This window comes from Aeromonas veronii (genome assembly GCA_041319085.1).
Lineage (GTDB): Bacteria > Pseudomonadota > Gammaproteobacteria > Enterobacterales > Aeromonadaceae > Aeromonas > Aeromonas veronii_F.
Map to the genome: position 1 here is coordinate 2,794,923 of CP101033.1, position 16,271 is coordinate 2,811,193.

At 57.4% G+C, this 16,271-nt stretch carries 16 protein-coding genes and 1 riboswitch; of the genes, 6 read left to right on the forward strand and 10 right to left on the reverse strand.

Annotation, left to right across the window (positions count from 1 at the left end; genetic code table 11):
* Positions 1-137: 137 nt before the first annotated feature.
* The 4 genes from NMD14_13125 to NMD14_13140 all read right to left on the reverse strand — a co-directional run bounded on the left by NMD14_13125 (position 138) and on the right by NMD14_13140 (position 4,375).
* Entirely contained in the window at positions 138-1,553 is a 1,416-nt protein-coding gene (locus NMD14_13125; GenBank protein ID XEI31714.1) for a DASS family sodium-coupled anion symporter, read from the reverse strand.
* A gap of 245 nt (positions 1,554-1,798) precedes the next feature.
* Complete coding sequence (locus NMD14_13130) at positions 1,799-2,524, reverse strand: MaoC family dehydratase (GenBank protein ID XEI31715.1); 726 nt, start codon at positions 2,522-2,524, stop codon at positions 1,799-1,801.
* A 243-nt stretch (positions 2,525-2,767) separates the two neighbouring features.
* A complete protein-coding gene (gene rlmF / locus NMD14_13135) occupies positions 2,768-3,739 on the reverse strand; it encodes a 23S rRNA (adenine(1618)-N(6))-methyltransferase RlmF (GenBank protein XEI31716.1) in 972 nt (323 codons plus the stop codon).
* Between the two features lie 147 nt (positions 3,740-3,886).
* Positions 3,887-4,375 (reverse strand): NlpC/P60 family protein, encoded by a 489-nt coding sequence (locus tag NMD14_13140; GenBank protein XEI31717.1) that lies wholly within the window; start codon positions 4,373-4,375, stop codon positions 3,887-3,889.
* 275 nt (positions 4,376-4,650) lie between these two features.
* Between NMD14_13140 and NMD14_13145 the strand changes: the two genes are divergently transcribed.
* Positions 4,651-5,373 carry a 4'-phosphopantetheinyl transferase superfamily protein gene (locus NMD14_13145; protein ID XEI31718.1) on the forward strand — a complete coding sequence of 241 codons (723 nt, stop codon included), beginning with the start codon at positions 4,651-4,653 and terminating at the stop codon, positions 5,371-5,373.
* On the forward strand, positions 5,370-6,218 hold the full coding sequence (locus NMD14_13150) for a tetratricopeptide repeat protein (protein XEI31719.1): 849 nt from the start codon (positions 5,370-5,372) through the stop codon (positions 6,216-6,218). The genes NMD14_13145 and NMD14_13150 overlap by 4 nt, the downstream gene beginning before the upstream one ends.
* A gap of 155 nt (positions 6,219-6,373) precedes the next feature.
* Here NMD14_13150 and NMD14_13155 read toward each other — a convergent pair whose 3' ends face one another.
* Together NMD14_13155 and ribB are read right to left on the reverse strand one after the other, a co-directional pair.
* Complete coding sequence (locus NMD14_13155) at positions 6,374-6,616, reverse strand: Lpp/OprI family alanine-zipper lipoprotein (GenBank protein XEI31720.1); 243 nt, start codon at positions 6,614-6,616, stop codon at positions 6,374-6,376.
* Between the two features lie 225 nt (positions 6,617-6,841).
* Complete coding sequence (ribB, locus tag NMD14_13160; protein ID XEI31721.1) at positions 6,842-7,495, reverse strand: 3,4-dihydroxy-2-butanone-4-phosphate synthase; 654 nt, start codon at positions 7,493-7,495, stop codon at positions 6,842-6,844.
* A 104-nt stretch (positions 7,496-7,599) separates the two neighbouring features.
* Positions 7,600-7,756, reverse strand: a riboswitch (FMN riboswitch).
* A gap of 259 nt (positions 7,757-8,015) precedes the next feature.
* Between ribB and purU the strand changes: the two genes are divergently transcribed.
* A complete protein-coding gene (gene purU / locus NMD14_13165) occupies positions 8,016-8,852 on the forward strand; it encodes a formyltetrahydrofolate deformylase (GenBank protein XEI31722.1) in 837 nt (278 codons plus the stop codon).
* Positions 8,853-8,931: 79 nt separating this feature from the next.
* On the opposite strand, the gene NMD14_13170 is transcribed toward purU, so the two are convergent.
* Entirely contained in the window at positions 8,932-10,194 is a 1,263-nt protein-coding gene (locus tag NMD14_13170) for a YdgA family protein (protein ID XEI31723.1), read from the reverse strand.
* 106 nt (positions 10,195-10,300) lie between these two features.
* The gene (gene cls, locus NMD14_13175) at positions 10,301-11,782 is read right to left on the reverse strand and encodes a cardiolipin synthase (GenBank protein XEI31724.1); all 1,482 of its coding nucleotides are present in this window, start codon (positions 11,780-11,782) and stop codon (positions 10,301-10,303) included.
* Between the two features lie 97 nt (positions 11,783-11,879).
* Between cls and NMD14_13180 the strand changes: the two genes are divergently transcribed.
* Complete coding sequence (locus tag NMD14_13180) at positions 11,880-12,422, forward strand: DUF1439 domain-containing protein (protein ID XEI31725.1); 543 nt, start codon at positions 11,880-11,882, stop codon at positions 12,420-12,422.
* A 5-nt stretch (positions 12,423-12,427) separates the two neighbouring features.
* Here the strand turns inward: NMD14_13180 and NMD14_13185 are convergent, their stop codons facing one another.
* Positions 12,428-12,886 carry a GNAT family N-acetyltransferase gene (locus tag NMD14_13185; GenBank protein XEI31726.1) on the reverse strand — a complete coding sequence of 153 codons (459 nt, stop codon included), beginning with the start codon at positions 12,884-12,886 and terminating at the stop codon, positions 12,428-12,430.
* A 281-nt stretch (positions 12,887-13,167) separates the two neighbouring features.
* Here NMD14_13185 and NMD14_13190 point away from each other — a divergent pair, with 281 nt between their 5' ends.
* Positions 13,168-13,887 carry a lytic transglycosylase domain-containing protein gene (locus NMD14_13190; GenBank protein XEI31727.1) on the forward strand — a complete coding sequence of 240 codons (720 nt, stop codon included), beginning with the start codon at positions 13,168-13,170 and terminating at the stop codon, positions 13,885-13,887.
* 88 nt (positions 13,888-13,975) lie between these two features.
* Here the strand turns inward: NMD14_13190 and aqpZ are convergent, their stop codons facing one another.
* Positions 13,976-14,665, reverse strand: coding sequence for an aquaporin Z (aqpZ, locus tag NMD14_13195; GenBank protein XEI31728.1), 690 nt, complete (start codon positions 14,663-14,665; stop codon positions 13,976-13,978).
* A gap of 410 nt (positions 14,666-15,075) precedes the next feature.
* Here aqpZ and NMD14_13200 point away from each other — a divergent pair, with 410 nt between their 5' ends.
* Positions 15,076-16,242 (forward strand): transposase, encoded by a 1,167-nt coding sequence (locus tag NMD14_13200; GenBank protein XEI31729.1) that lies wholly within the window; start codon positions 15,076-15,078, stop codon positions 16,240-16,242.
* Positions 16,243-16,271: the final 29 nt, after the last annotated feature.

Below are 16,271 nucleotides of genomic sequence, written 5' to 3' on the forward strand. Positions count from 1 at the left end.
AGGTTAAACCTGACTGGCATCGTTTTTACTGGCTGTTATTCACACTTTACCTCTGTGGCCTTGGCTGTTTCGGTCATCTCCTGCCATGGCCCCCTCCGATGATGGCGCTGGCTACAGTTGAGATGCCAGCCTCACGCTCAAATCAGCCCCCAGGCGGCAATCTGGTAGATCCATACCATCGCCAACAGGGTACCGACCAGCCCCATAATGACGCCGATCCGTACCATCTGGCGGCTCTCCACCAAACCGGTGGCGTGGGCCAGCGCATTGGGCGGGGTACTGATGGGCAGCGACATCCCGAGCGAAACCGACATGGTAACGGCCAGGATCAGGGTGTGACTGCCGCCCCACTCGGTAAGCGTTGGCATGCTGACCGCCAGCGCAGCCACCAGTGGCAGCAGCAAGTTAGCGGTTGCGGTATTGGACATGAAGTTGGCCATCACCACCGCCAGCAAACAGGCCCCGACCAGCACCGCCAATGTGGAGTACTCGTGGAACGGAATGTGGGTGATGAGCCGCTCGGCCAGTCCCGAGTCCTCCAGCGCCAGCCCCAGCGCGATACCGCCGGATACCAGCCAGAGCACGTCGAGGGAGATCTTGTGCAGATCGTCCTTGGTGATGATGCCGGTGGTCAGGAACACAGCCACCGGGATCATGGCGACCACGTAGGAGCTCATGCCGTGCAGATCCCCCAGCAGCCAGAGCACTATGGTGGTGATGAAGGTGAGGTAGACCACCCAGGCGCGAGGGGTCTGCATAAAGCGACCCTCAATCTTGAGCTCCATCCGCTTGAGGGTGCTCGGGAAAAAGCGCCCCAGCAGAAACCAGCCGAGCAGCAACAGTAACACCACAAAGGGCACCGCAAATCCCATCCACTGGCCGAACGAGATGGCATGCTCGCCGGTCAGGTATTTGAGGGCCACCGCGTTGGGCGGGGTACCTATGGGGGTGCCGATCCCACCGAGGTTGGCCGCCAGCGGGATGGCCAGCACAAAGCCGATTTTGGCCGGGTCCTTGTCGGGAAACGCCGCCAGCACCGGGCTAAGGATGGCCAGCATCATGGCGGTGGTGGCGGTATTGCTCATAAACATGGAGAAGGTAGCGGTGATCAGCATCAGCCCCAGCATGACGATCCGGGGATCCTGACCGAACGGCCGCAGCAGTACCCGCGCCAGATTGACATCCAGATGGTATTTGGTCGCCGCAATGGCGAGGAAGAAACCGCCGAGAAACAGCATGATGACCGGCGAGGCAAAGGTCGCCATCACCTCGGTCGACTTGAGCAGCTCACCAAACCCCGGCTCTGCCTTGTCGGCAGTCATGAACCAGAGCCCCTTGTCGGAGAGCAGCAGCAGCTCCAGCACGATGATCAGCACCGAGGTAGCAAAGATAGGGATGGGCTCCAGGATCCAGCAGAGGGCGGCCAGCACGAAAATGGCCACGACCCGCTGCTCGATGACGGTGATCCCCTCCAGCGGGATCCAATGGGTCGGGATCAGCAGGATGGCGAGGCTCAGCAGCAGTGGCAGAATAATCTTGTGATTGATGGGCACTATTTTCTCCAGGATCGGGAGTAAGGAGTCAATAGTGGCATAACATGCTATCGCCTCACGCGGCTTTCTCGCCAAAATGAGAGCTGGCTAACTGCATGGCGCCCGGTTTTGTGAGTCGCATCAAGCTGGAGCCGGCGCACAATGGCTCACTCCTCAACGCTTGCAACAAACAGGCAAAAAAACGGGCCCGCTGTTCGTTGAACACGACAGCGGGCCCGTTTCACCATTCATGCCGGTGAGGGGGCTCAGAAGTAGATGCGGGTCACTGACTCGATGACGCAACCCGGGCGACGGATCCCTTCGATCTCCACCTTGATCTCTTTGAGCAGCTCCAGCCCGCCCTTGATGGGGGTGACCCGGGCCAGCTTGGTGCGGGCGCGGATGTTGCTGTCCACCTTGATGGGGTACGGGAAACGCACCTGATCCAGCCCGAAGTTCACCACCATGCGGGCGGTCGGGAACTCGGGGGTGGCCTCATCGACCGAGCCGGTCAACTGCGGCAGCAGCGCCAGCGTCAGAAAACCGTGCGCGATGGTGGTCTTGAAGGGCGACTCGGCAGCTGCGCGCTCCGGATTGGTGTGGATCCACTGGTGATCCCCGGTCACCGCCGCAAACTGATCGATCATCTGTTGGCTGACATGGAGCCACTCGCCGACATGGGTCTCTTCACCGATGCGGGCCTGCAGGGTGGCATAGAGCTCGGCCGCCTCGGCATCCAGCTCCACCGCAGGTTCCTGAGCCGCGACAGGCTGACCGTTGGCCACCTGTGTCGCGGTTGCTGCATCCTGTTGCTGCTCGCTCTGGGACTCGGCTTGCAAGTCCAGCACACGCCCCAGCAAAGGATGAAGATGTGCCTTTTGCTGAAACTCACGCCAGTAGTCGCGGATCGCTGGAGAGAGCCAATCCTTGAGCTCAAAGGGGTGCTGCGCCAGAATTTCGCGCTTGCGCTTCAGAAAATCGACAACTTTCATCTACCGATCCCTATTTGATTCAATGTCTGTAAAGAGGTCTAACCAGTCCTATTTTATTAAAGTTTCAGCTGTAAGTGCAAAAAATTCTCAGCGTACAGTTGTACCAGGTCAGAAGTTACTACTTACACCATGTAACCAGCACGATCTGCCAAAGAAGAAATAATTGCCAGTGATGCAGTCAGCAGGGGGAATTAACAGGGTTCATCATGAAAAAAGGCCCTCGTCGGGCCTTGTGATGGGGGGTCAGCGTACGCTCGACCAGCCGTTATGTAATTCCTCTTCATTCAGAAAGGTCCAGGCCAGGATCCGACTCACCTTGTTGCCCTGCGCCATGTCGATCACCCGAACCTGACGGGCACCCACCCGGCTCAATGCCTTTTTCGCCCCCGGCAAGTTCTCTTTTTTCGACACCAGCGAACTGAACCAGAGGCACTGAGTGGCAAACTCCTTGCTCTGGGCAATCATGTTGGCCAGAAACGCCGTCTCGCCCCCTTCGCACCAGAGCTCGGCCTTCTGACCGCCGAAGTTGAGCACAGGGGTGCCTGTCACCTCCTTGCCCAGATTGCGCAGCTTGCGCTCCGTCCCCTTGCTCGCCTCTTCCAGCGATGCATGGAACGGCGGATTACACAGCGTCAGGGCAAAGCGCTCCTTCGGCCCAATGATGCCGCGAAACACATGGTTGGGGTTGCCCTGCAGGCGGCACTCAATCTGATTGCCGAGCCCATTGCTCTTGGCCAGCAGGGTGGCCGCCTTGACCGAGACCGGATCGATATCCGATCCCACAAAACGCCAGCCATATTCGCGGCAGCCAAGCAGCGGATAGATGCCGTTTGCCCCCACCCCGATATCCAGCACCCTCACCCCCTTGCCGGTAGGAAGCTGGCCTGCACTCTCGGCCAGCAGGTCGGCCACCCGATGCAGGTAGTCCACCCGTCCCGGAATGGGAGGGCAGAGGTAACCGGCAGGCAAGTCCCAGTGGGCAATCCCGTAGTGATGGGCCAGCAAGGCGCGATTGAGGGTCTTAACCGCATCGGGATTGGCAAAATCGATAGTGCGGGTGCCGTAGTCATTGATAAAGACGTGGGCAGTCAACTCGGGCGTTCGCAGGCAGAGCGCCTCAAAGTCGTAACCCGCCTGATGGCGATTACGGGAGTGAAGTCCGGATTTACAGTCGCCCGACGTGGGGCCACCGGCTGATGGGGTGCGGGGTTTCATGCTGAGCCTGCCGAAGAAAACGGGCCCACACTATAGTGATTTGATTCGGGAAAGTCTAAACGATGGCATAAAAAACCGGGCTATCGAGCCCGGTTCAAGTGAGGTTGGAAAAACAGTCCGTACTGCGAGCCGTTTGTCCAGCCTGACTCAGATGTCGATCCGGCGAGCTTGCCAGAACTTGCTGCGCCAGTATTGGCTGTCCAGCTTGGAGCGAGTCACACCGGCACTGGTTGAGGCATGGATAAATTCGCCATTGCCGACATAGATACCCACGTGGTTGAGACGACGATTGATTTTGAAGAAGACCAGATCACCTTCGACCAGATCCTGCTTCGAAACGCGCGTCCCTTCGTGGACTTGGGAGCGAGTATCACGGGGTAATTCGACACCAACGGCATTGCGGAACACTTCACGAGCAAAAGCGGAACAATCGATACCGCGCTGGCTGCTGCCACCCATCCGGTACGGAACACCACGCCACTCTTTATATACGGTCAGAATTTCATTCACATCGGGTGTCTGGGAAGCTTCCGGTTCGATGACAGGTTCAACCATGGAAACTTCGATCTTGCTCACGACCTCGGGTTGGGGTGCCGAGGCACAACCCACCATTCCGAGCGCGACCAGCAGTAGCATCAGGTGGCGCAATCCTTTATCCCCGCTAAATAGTAAATTTTGTTAAAATATGGCCCCAAAGGGCAATTTATAAGGCAACAGCACCCGACTATATCCAAGAATTCTATCGAGGCAAGTGAAAATCCCTATCAAGCTCACATTTTTGCAAGAAAATGCACGGTTTTTCATAATTAATGTGATCATGACCAAACAATATACAATCGCAAAAAGAGCCATGGGGCTTATAGATAACTGGCTTTTATCCCTGCTTCAGCACCTTTTTTAAGTGAAAAACGATGATCGCAACCGATCTTTTTTTGTTAAATCCGGCAAGCATCTGCCAGGAAAAGCTCATTAAACTGCCTGAATTGTTATCTACCGATGAGCTACATATCTGGCACACCATGATCCACCCCGGGCGGCGTCAGGAGTACCTGGTGAGCCGCGCCCTGCTGCGCCAGCAACTGGCAGAGCGGCTGCAGCAACCCACCGCCAACTTGCAATTTTGCAACGGCCCCCACGGCAAGCCCCGAATACACGATGACGGCTGGCAGTTCAATCTAAGCCACAGTGGCGACTGGCTGGTGCTCGCTCTTTGTCCACAAGGGCCGCTGGGGGTGGATATCGAACTGGGCAAACGGCGGCATCATCCCCTCCCCCTGGCCCGCCGATTTTATGCACAGAGTGAATATGAGTGGCTCTGCACGCTGTCCGCTCAAGAGCAGGAGCGGGCCTTCTACCGGCTCTGGTCACGCAAGGAGGCGGTGTTGAAAGCCCACGGCGGTGGCATAGCCGCCGGGCTCGAGAAGGTGCGCTTTGTTCCGGAGCAAGGGTGGCGACTCGACAACCAGCTCGATGATACCCCTTATCAGGTCCAGGATTGGCCCTTTGGCAGCGGCTGGCTCAGCCTTGCCGCTGCAGAAACGCCAGTGAATCTTTACCGGTTGGATGAGCGCTTGAATTGCCACGCCATCAACCCCATGTTAATCCAAACACTTGCTGAAGAGTCCAACCCATGATCGTCGACATTACTCCCCAGAATTTTCACGCTGAACTTATCGATGCGTCGATGAAAAAGCCGGTTGTCATCTATTTCCATGCTCCGCAGATGCCGGAGTGTCAGGGGATGACACCGTTGATCGAATCACTGGTTGGGCCCGCCAATGAGCAGGTCACCCTGGCCAAGGTGGATATGAACGATCCCCAGTTGCAGCCGCTGGCCAGCCAGCTCGGCCTGCGCGCCCTACCGGCGCTGGTGCTTTTCCATCAGGGGCGCCCTGACGAACAGGGGATCCTAGAAGGGCCGCAAGATGAAGCCACCCTGCGCCAGTATTTCGCCGCCTTCGCCCCCAAAGAAGAGGAAGAGCTGCTGGCCAAGGGACAACAGGCACTGGCTGACGAGCAGCCCAGCATCGCCTATGCCCATCTGACCAAGGCGCACCAGCTGGCCCCTGAGCGTCACGACATCAGCCTGTGGCTCATTCAGGCCGCGCTCGACCTCAATTTGCTGGATGAAGCCCAGGAGCGCCTCGGCACTGTCCCGATGGTGGCGCAAGATGGTCACTTCCATAGCCTGAGCTCACGGCTCGCGCTGGCCCTGCAAGCGGCAGACAGCCCGGAGTTGCGTGCGCTGGAAGCCCGCTATGCAGCACAACCCGATGATTTTGTCCTCACTCAGGAGCTGGCGGTGCAATACAATCAGGCTGGCCGTCAGGAAGAGGCGTTGGGACTGCTGCTGGAGATCCTCAAGCGGGATTTGGCATTCGGCGATGCCAGAAAGACCTATCTCGACATTCTGGCGACCATGGGCAGCACACCGGCGGCGCAGAGCTACCGTCGCAAGCTCTATAGTCTGCTCTATTGATCCGATTCGAACTGGCGAGTCATGGTGGGGGAGTGCCGGGAGACCGGCATGACCTCATGGGTCAAGTACGAAGAGCGTGCAGTAGGAATAATGTTGAAACCGTGAATTTCAGGCAAAAAAAAATGGCGCATAACTGCGCCATTTTTTCGCATGGATTACTTCTTGTAAGAAGTAGCCATGTTGTCGATGCGCTGGTTAGCACGCATAGCTTCTTGCTTGGCTTCGGCAACATCAGCAGCAATTTTGGACTGATCAGCACGAACTGCGCTAACATCTTGAGCCAGTTGGTCAACTTTGTTAGACAGATTCTGAACGGAAGTTTCCAGTTCGCTGGTGTTTGCACAACCGCCCAGCAGAGCGGACAGACCAACAACACCTACCAACAACAATTTTTTCATTTTTAAAGCTCCCTTGAACTCGCCAGACGTTTAGCAAGCGGCGTGATTATGGCACAAAAAAAACCTACTTTGCATAGCCCCCACCACAGATAAATGTATTAAAACCCTCATTTTTTTTTGAATGAACAGTTTTTGTTCAGATCCGTCTAAAAAATGAGTGCCGAGTGGTAAGGGCACGAACAAAGGTTAACCAAAAATTTGCTTTTTTACAATTTCGTATGAGGCTCAGGCTGTACGTTCTGACAACAATTGGCGATATTGCACCAGATCCTCGATGGTCAGCACCGGCATCCGGTGCTGGCGACCGAACGTAACCAGGTCTGGCAGACGAGCCATCGAACCATCTAGTTTGGTCAGTTCACACAACACACCAAACGGTTTGAGACCGGCCAGTTGCATTAAATCGACCGTCGCTTCGGTATGACCACGACGGGTAAGCACCCCACCGGTTCGCGCACGCAGCGGGAAAACATGACCCGGGCGGTGCAGATCACCCGGTTTGGCGCCGTCGGCGATAGCTGCGCGGATGGTGGTGATACGATCTGCCGCCGAGACACCGGTCGTGACACCCTGCGCCGCTTCGATGGTCACGGTAAAGGCGGTCTGGTAGTGGCTGGTGTTGGCTTCCACCATCATGGGCAGTTCCAGCTGACGAACCCGCTCGTCGGGCAAGCAGAGACAGACGATGCCGGAGCACTCGCGGATCATCAACGCCATCTGTTCATTGGTCATGGACTGCGCGGCGAAAATGAGATCGCCCTCGTTCTCCCGATCTTCATCGTCGACCACCAACACGCCGCCTCCGGCACGCAAGGCCGTCAGAGCCGCTTCGACACGAGCAATGGGATCACCGAATTCACTGAGTAGAGACTGATTCATGGTAAAACTCCTAAACAAGACAAGGACCAGAATCAGGGCATAGAAAGGCAGACAGAGATGGGTATGCAGCGGCCAGCCCACCAGGGCAAACGCGGCAATATCTGTCTTATCCTCTTTCATCCGGACTATCACCGTCGGCTCCGGCCTCTCACCGGATCTGCTGACCCCAACCCGGTAATCAGCCGGGTCGGGCGCTCGCGGGCTCCCCGAGTCAATCGGGATACCGCCGGTGGGGAATTGCACCCCGCCCTGAGAATAAGCGCAGACAGCCTAAAGAAAAACGGTTGCAGATGCCAGCCAAAAACCCCCGCTAACTGAAAAGCGTTTCAACATTGCACTCAGGATCTCGATCTTCCACCTGCTCGCCAGCCCGAGAGGTCATGACCGGCGAATTTCTTTATGGCGCGGATCGGTTTATGGCATAGTGCCCGAAACAAAAAAACAGGGCCCGAAAAGAGAGCCTGAACAACGCTGCCGGCGCAGACAGCGGCACCAACACCACAAACGGAAAATGACAGAGATGGAAAAGAAAATACTGCTCACGGATTGCCCGGATGCCAAAGGGCTCATCGCCAAGATCACCAACATCTGCTACAAGCACCAGCTCAATATCATCAAGAACGATGAGTTTGTGGATCACGAGAATGGCCGCTTCTTTATGCGCACCGAGCTCGAGGGGCGTTTCAACGACGAGACCCTGCTGGCGGATCTGGACGATGCGCTGCCCACCGGCTCCCAGCGTCATCTGGTCAAGGCGGGCAAGAAGCGCATCGTCATCCTGGTGACCAAGGAGACCCACTGCCTCGGCGATATTCTGATGAAAAACTACGCGGGCGCGCTGGATATGGACATCGTCGCGGTGATCGGCAACTACGACACCCTGGCCGAGCTCACCGGCAAGTTCAATATTCCGTTCCACACCGTCAGCCACGACGAGTTGAGCCGTACCGAACATGAAGAGCAGGTACGTGCCATCATCGACAGCTATGATCCTGACTATGTGATCCTGGCCAAGTACATGCGGGTGCTGACCCCGAGCTTCGTCGAAGCCTATCCACGCAAGATCCTCAATATTCACCACTCCTTCCTGCCCGCCTTCATCGGAGCCCGCCCCTACCGGCAGGCTTTTGACCGTGGGGTCAAGCTGATCGGGGCCACCGCCCACTTCGTCACCGACGATCTGGATGAAGGCCCCATCGTCGAGCAGGACGTGATCCACGTCGGCCACGCCTTCAGTGCGGACGACATGGCCAAGGCGGGCCGGGATGTGGAAAAATCTGTGCTGAGCCGCGCGCTGGAGCTGGTGCTGAACGAGCGGGTGTTCGTCTACGGTAACAAGACGGTAGTCTTCAAGTAATCAGCCACCGCGGCACGTATGAACACACCAGAAACAACAACGGCTCCCGCGAGAGCCGTTGTTGTTTCTACGCCATGCATCAGAGCGGCAGATCGTTTACCGTCACGGCGCCCTTCTCCAGCTTCAGCTCGGAAGTCAGCGCTTGCTTGTAGGCCTTCAGATAGCCCATCAGGGTCAGCTGATCGAGCATGGGGGCCAGTTGCGGCACCGCCTTACCCAGCTGGTCGCTGAGGTTGGCATGCAGCACGCCGCTGAGGGCCTGCATCCCCGCCTCGCTGTTGAACAACTGCTCCAGCGAGGTAGAGGCCAGCTTTATGTCGCCTTTTATGGCCACCGCCTCACCGTTGAGCTTGGCGCTGAGATCGGCCAGCTCCAGGGTCGCGCCACGTTTGAGCATCTTGTCCAGCGCCTGCTGGATGGCGGCATCTTCAACCCCCTTGCCACCAGCGGCCTGCAGCCCCTGATACCCTTCCAGATCCAGACCGTTGAGGTTGAGCGCCAGCTTGCTGTCGGTAACCGCCAGCGTGTCAGTCTCGTTTTCCAAATCCAGCTTCGCAATCTTCACCTGATAGCTGCTGGAGAGAGTCTGGGCATCATCGCCGGTCAGCTGAGTCTCGGTGCTCATCCCCTGCAGGGCGACCTTGACGCTGTCAGGCAGTTGCACCGTGAGGGCCGCGAGGGTCATCGCGCTCTGTGGCGAGAGGAGCACACCGCTGATCTCGGCAATGTCGGCACTCCCTTTCAGATCGGCCAACACCAGGTCCATCTTGCGCTGCTCTTCGTGGACCGTCATCCCCTGCCAGGTCATGGTGAGGTGTCCACTCCCCTCCAGATTGCCGTGAAACTCACCGCTAAGAGGCAGGAAGCTGAACTCGTCCAGCCCCTGTTTGACCTTGAATTCGTTGGCCCAGAAGCGGCTGCTGTTACCCTGGGTCCAGAGGCTGGTGACCGACTCCAGACCGAGTTCCCACTGCTCCATGCCCAGTGCGGTAAAGACCGGCGCCAGAGTGCCATTATGGGTATCGAGCAGGAAGTGGCTCTTGATGTAAAGCGGCAGGATCTGGCTCTTGACCACCAGTTGCAGCTCGATGGGCTGACTGCCCTCCAGTTCGCTGTCGATAGCAGCCAGCTCCTGTGGCGACACCACGACCTTCAGGATCCCGTCACGGGTGAAGAGGTTGCTGCTACCTGGCTGCCACTGCATGTCGAGCCCGCTCTCTTTCTCCACCCTGGCGATCTGCTCCGCCATGATGTTGTCGAAGCTGTTGCCCGTGTACCAGCACGCAGCCAGACCACCACCTACCAGTGCCGCACCCACGGCAAGGGCCACTATCTTTTTCATATATCCATGGTCTCCAGGGAGTTGTCACTGCACTCTACGGGGCGGACTCGGGGCGAGGCAAGCCCAATCAGATGGCGAACCCCCATTCTTGCCGCTCGCCACCGCCTCACAGCAAGGGACTGAAGAGATAGAAGATATTCTCCATCGCCTTCTTGTACCAGGGACGTGCCTGCCATTGGGCCAGGGTCATCGGGGTGGCTTCCGCCATATAGCCCTGCACCAGCCGATTCATCTGGGCCACGAACGAGGGGTTGTCCACCAGCAGGGTCACCTCGAAGTTGAGCCAGAGGCTGCGCCGATCCAGATTGACCGTCCCCACCAGCGCGAAGTCGTCATCCACCAGCACGCTCTTGGTATGGAGCAGCCCCGCATCATAGCGGTAGATCTCCACCCCGGCCGCCAGCAGCTCCTCCATAAAAGCGTTGCAGGCATAATTGGCCATGATGGAATCGTTGCGAGCCGGTAACACCAGTTGCACCTGCACCCCGCGCACCGCCGCCGAACTGAGTGCCGCAGCCAGCGGATCATCGGGTACAAAGTAAGGCGTCGTCAGCACCAGATGGCTGCGCGCCTGATAGATGGCCAGCAGCAGGCTCTGCTGGATGCAGTCGCCACCAACGAAGGGGCCGGATGGGACCAACTGAGCACGGTAGTTGGTCTGGGGCCAGGCTTCCGGCTCATGCTGCAAGCTGTCGAGCAGCCGCTCGCCGGTCTCCATCTCCCAGTCCCAGACAAAGATCGACCACATCAGCGGCACCATGGGCCCCTGCACCCGGATCATGATGTCGACCCACTGGCCGACCCCGGCATCTTGCTTGAAGAAACGGGGATCCACCATGTTCATGGAGCCGGTGTAACCCACCCTGTCATCGATCACCACCAGCTTGCGGTGCATCCGCAGATCCTGACGCTGGAACAGAATGCGCCAGGCGCCGACCGGCAGCACCTCCACCAGTTTGACTCCCACCTTGCGCAGCTTTTTGGGCCAGTGAGAGCGGAAGAACTGCTTGCTGCCCACCGAATCGAGCAACAAGCGACAATCCACGCCGCGTTGCGCCACTTCAATCAGTGCCTCGCACACCTCGTCGGCATCGCCGCCCGGGTGCCAGATGTAGAACTCCAGATAGCAGGAGAGAGTCGAGCGGCGAATATCCTGAGCAATCTCGCGCAAGATCCAGTCCGGCTTGTTGAGCAAGGTCATGCGGTTGCCGGAGAGCATCGGCATGGCGAGCCGCCCCTGGATGAGATCGTGCAGCGGCTGCGCCTTGTCGCCCACTTCACAGCAGTGCTGGGGAAACAGACGGGCCAGCTGGCGGATCCAGATGGCGTAAGGGCGATACATGGCCTGGGCACGCTCGGCACGGCGGCGCCCCAGCTTTATTTCACCAAACAGCACATAGAAGCCCACCCCGGCAAACGGAATGGCATAGATCAACGCCAGCCAGGCCAGCGACACCCCGATGGGGCGGCGCTTCATCACCACCCGAAACGACACACCGGTGACGATAACTGTGTGAAAAAGCAGTAGCAGCCAACCCAGAAAACGGGAAAACAGCAGTTGAAGATCGTGTTCCAGACCGTTGAACAACGGGGACTCCTTCTAATCGACAAACAGCGCGATGGGCAGACCCCAACCGGCTGGGATGGTATGCTGTTAGACAAATCCATTCTATCAGGTCGCACGCATGATCCTGCAATCTATGCTGCTGAGCCTGGCCATGCTAGGCCAAGGCTCATATGACATCAATGAGCAACAGATAAACCAGTACCTGCAATCTCAGGTACAAGTCGATAAACAGCTGGAGCTGCCGGGCATCATCAAGGCCCATGTGCAGCTGGAGCAGAGCGATGTCCAGATCGGTCGCCAACGTCCCGATACCGCTCGGGTCTATGGCAAGGGCAAGCTCAAAATCGCTCTGCCAGACAATACCGAATATGACGCCCGCCTGCAGATGACCTATGAGGCGAGACCCCGCTATGACAAGGCCCAGAGCGCGCTCTTTCTCGACAACATGAAACTGGTGGAGTACAAGCTGGAGCCTGAGGCAGCCGAGAGGAAGTTCGGGCTGATGCTCAACATGCTGCTGCAAAGCATGGAGCAGCGGCTCGAGACCAAGCCGGTCTACAAACTCAATGACAAGGATCCGGATCAGGCCTGGCTGAAGGCAAATCTGCTGGGGCTGGAGCTGTCACCGGGCAAGATCCACCTGCTGACCAAACCCCGCTAAACCGCTCAATTCAGGAGGGGCTGAGTGGTATCCCGTACCAGCAGCTCCACCTGATAGCCCTGCTGCTGCTGCCGCTCGTAGAGGGAGAAGAGCGACCCGCTCAATTGATTGAGGGGCATATCGGCAAAACCGGCCTTGAGATAGAAAGGCTTCTCGAAGGGCAGCGCCTGACAGACCACAGGTTTGTCCGCCAGACCGTGGCAGGCGTGCTGCAGCAGCCGTGACCCCAATCCCAGCGATTGGTAGTGGGGCAACAGGCGAAAGCCACACAGATGGTAAAACTCCTCCTCGTCCCGCAACCGTACCGCCCCCACCAACCAGTGAGCATCACGCACGACAAAGACCCGCTCGGCCAAGTCCGGCACATAGTGGGAAAATGTCGTCTCGTAATAGTCCCTGATAAGGGATAAGTCGGCATCGCAGTACTCTTCGAAAGTGAGTTCTATCGCCAGCTTGCTTGTCACAGACAAATCCTTTGATATTCAATAAATAAGATTAGAGATGGCAAACTAATCCGACCAGCTGACGCCTGCACGATAGCATGCCTTCAAGCCACCAGCCACTACCAGAAGATCTGCACCATGATAACAACTACTTATCACAACGGATACATTGATCCCGGTCACTGAATCGGATCATTTGCCCCCTGCTCGCCGCTTGTTCTGCCCTCGTCATGATGCTTTACTCAACATGGTCATCACTGGAAGGAGTATTACGGTTGAAAGCATGGCTGTTAGCAGGGTATATGTTGTTGATTCCCTTGAGCGGATGGAGCCAGACTCCCCCGCCCGCGGAGGTGATCTTCCTGACTGCCGCCTCCCCACCGCGCCCGGTCAACGAGCCCTCGCCCGCCCAGCAACCCGAAGCCGCTCAAACAGCGGCAACCGCGTCTAACGGCAAGCAGCAGATCCAGGTCTATAAATCGGTACAGCAGAACGGGGTGGTACGCTACTCCGACATGGCGCCCGAACAGGGCCATTACGAGCTGCTGCTGTTCAACGACTGCTTTGCCTGCGACCCCAAATCCAGCGTCAACTGGCAGACCACAGGGCTGTTTCTCTATGACTATGCCAGCACCATCAAGGCGGCCGCCAAAACCTATCAGGTTGAACCTGCGCTGATCCGGGCACTGATCCATGCCGAATCCGCCTTCAACCCGCTGGCGGTCTCCCGCAAGGGTGCGATGGGCTTGACCCAGCTGATGCCCGCCACGGCGCGGGAACTGGGTGTCGGCAATGCCTTGCTGGCGGAGCAGAATATCTTCGGCGGGGTGAAATATCTGGCAGGACTACTCAAGCAATATGACGGCAACGTGGCGCTGGCAACCGCAGCTTACAACGCCGGGGCTGGCGCCGTACAAAAACATGGTGGTATCCCGCCCTATGCGGAAACCCGTGCCTATGTGGAGCGCGTCCAGCTCCTTCACTTGCGCTACAAAGAGATGCTGCAGGCCAAAGGGCTCTAGCCCTCGGTGCGGATAATTCACTCTTCCCCTCCAGAAACAAAAAACACGCCCGCAGGCGTGTCGATACCACACGTTGTTTCGCAAATGATTACTGCTGCTCAGCCGCCACCAGGCGATATGCCAGCGCACCCAGAATGGCACCGACAATCGGGGCAACCCAGAACAGCCACAGCTGGCTAACAGCCCAGTCACCGACAAACAGCGCAACACCGGTACTGCGGGCCGGGTTGACCGAGGTATTGGTCACCGGAATGCTGATGAGGTGGATCAGGGTCAGGCACAGGCCGATGGCGATCGGCGCGAAACCGGCAGGCGCGCGGCTATCGGTGGCACCCATGATGACGAACAGGAAGAAACCGGTCATGACAATTTCACACACCAGTGCGGCAGTCAGGCTGTAACCACCCGGAGAGTGCTCGCCGTAGCCGTTGGAGGCAAAACCGGCAGAGAGATCAAACCCTGCCTGACCGCTGGCAATCACGTAAAGCACCGCAGCAGCAGCTATGCCACCCAGCACTTGCGCCACGATATAAGGCAGGACACCGGATGCCGGGAAACGACCGCCCGCCCACAGACCAACGGTGACGGCCGGATTGAGGTGGCAACCGGAGATATGGCCGATGGCAAACGCCATGGTCAGCACGGTCAGACCGAAGGCCAGCGAGACTCCCAGCAAACCAATCCCGACGTGAGGGAAGGCTGCAGCCAGCACGGCACTGCCGCACCCGCCCAATACCAGCCAGAAAGTGCCCATAAACTCAGCAGCAACAGGTTTCACATTATTTCTCCCATTTGAGATAACACCGAACAAGACCCGAGGAGGGCCCATGCTTGAACACTCGCAGTATTATGGGAGTGTGAGTCCAGATTGCGAACTCTGCCGACAAGGTTCACTAGATGTGACACTTATCACAATTTATTGATTGGATAAGAGATTTGTCATTAATGCCGCTGGCTGCACGTCTTATCCACAAGGGCGTCATGCGACAACTTGTGACGCCTTTAGCAGATGCCCCGTAAACCCTAGCCCAATCGGGCGGGGATATAAGGGGAGCTAATCTGATGCGTTTGCGAGCCCGCCTATGTCTTCAGTGTCTCGATAGTCGCGCCTGCCGCACGTCCGCAGCGGTTGTTGATTTCACTGGCACGCGCTATAACTGTACTTATATACAGCCTGTGTTTTTAATCATGAAAAGAGCCACAAAAGTACGCATTTACCCCACCGACGAACAAGCGGCATTCCTCAATGCCCAGTTCGGCGCGGTGCGGTTCGCGTACAACAAAGCCCTTCATATTCAGCGGCACATGTTCCAGCGCCACGGGGTTTCACTGAAACCCAAACGCGACTTGAAACCCCTGCTCGCTGTGGCAAAAAAATCGCGCAAATACAGCTGGCTGAAAGAGTACGATTCACAAGCCTTACAGCAGGCGGTGATCAACCTGGATAAGGCATTCGCCAATTTTTTCAACCCCAAGCTCAAGGCCAGGATGCCCACCTTCAAGAGCAAGAGAGGCAGGCAATCGAGCTACCACCCCAATGGCAAAGTGCTGACCGATGCCATCCTGTTACCGAAGATGACGCCCATCCGAGCTGTCATTCACCGAGATATTATCGGCGTGGTCTCCAGCATCACGGTCAGCCGTGGCCCGACAGGGAAATACTATGCCTCCATCCTTTGCGATGATGGCCGTGAGGCTCCCGCCAAGCCCTCCCTCATCACAGCGGTGACAGGCTATGATATGGGGCTGTCCCACTACCTCATTGCGTCGAGTGGCAAAAAGATGGCCAACCCGCGCCATCTTATCAACGCCAGTCGCAATCTGCGGCGAAAGCAAAAAGCACTGTCTCGCAAGAAAAAAGGCAGTGCCAATCGTAGTAAGGCCAAATTACAGCTGGCCGCCCTGCACGAGCGGGTAGCCCATGCTCGCGCTGATTTTCAGCACAAACTCTCTCGCACGATAGTTGACGATAACCAAGCGATCATCGTGGAGACGCTTAAAACAACCAATATGATGAAAAACCACAAGCTGGCCCGCGCCATTGGCGATGCTGGCTGGTATGGTTTTATCATGAGGCTGGAGTACAAAGCCCAAGCGGCGGGCCGCCACCTAATCAAACTCGATCAGTGGTTTGCCAGCTCTAAACCATGTAGCGAGTGCGGCCACAAGATGCCGGAGATGCCACTTCACCAGCGACAGTGGGTATGTCCAGCGTGTGGGGCAGAGCATGACCGCGACATCAACGCGGCCATGAACATTCGACAGCAAGGAATATTGGAATTAAAAGCGGCGGGGCTCGCCGTTTCTGCCCATGGAGGCCAGCGTAAATCCGTCAATCTGACGGTAGCGGCCTAAGAAGTGGGAAGCCTCGCCGCTTGCGGCGG

Coding starts and splice junctions, on each gene's coding strand:
- NMD14_13130 (XEI31715.1), bottom strand. CDS start 2,524: ATGAAAGTTGTCGATTTTCTGAAGCGCAAGCGCGAAATTCTGGCGCAG.
- NMD14_13180 (XEI31725.1), top strand. CDS start 11,880: ATGATCCTGCAATCTATGCTGCTGAGCCTGGCCATGCTAGGCCAAGGC.
- NMD14_13200 (XEI31729.1), top strand. CDS start 15,076: ATGAAAAGAGCCACAAAAGTACGCATTTACCCCACCGACGAACAAGCG.
- NMD14_13190 (XEI31727.1), top strand. CDS start 13,168: ATGTTGTTGATTCCCTTGAGCGGATGGAGCCAGACTCCCCCGCCCGCG.
- NMD14_13155 (XEI31720.1), bottom strand. CDS start 6,616: ATGAAAAAATTGTTGTTGGTAGGTGTTGTTGGTCTGTCCGCTCTGCTG.
- rlmF (XEI31716.1), bottom strand. CDS start 3,739: ATGAAACCCCGCACCCCATCAGCCGGTGGCCCCACGTCGGGCGACTGT.
- NMD14_13170 (XEI31723.1), bottom strand. CDS start 10,194: ATGAAAAAGATAGTGGCCCTTGCCGTGGGTGCGGCACTGGTAGGTGGT.
- NMD14_13150 (XEI31719.1), top strand. CDS start 5,370: ATGATCGTCGACATTACTCCCCAGAATTTTCACGCTGAACTTATCGAT.
- NMD14_13145 (XEI31718.1), top strand. CDS start 4,651: ATGATCGCAACCGATCTTTTTTTGTTAAATCCGGCAAGCATCTGCCAG.
- ribB (XEI31721.1), bottom strand. CDS start 7,495: ATGAATCAGTCTCTACTCAGTGAATTCGGTGATCCCATTGCTCGTGTC.
- NMD14_13140 (XEI31717.1), bottom strand. CDS start 4,375: ATGCTACTGCTGGTCGCGCTCGGAATGGTGGGTTGTGCCTCGGCACCC.
- purU (XEI31722.1), top strand. CDS start 8,016: ATGGAAAAGAAAATACTGCTCACGGATTGCCCGGATGCCAAAGGGCTC.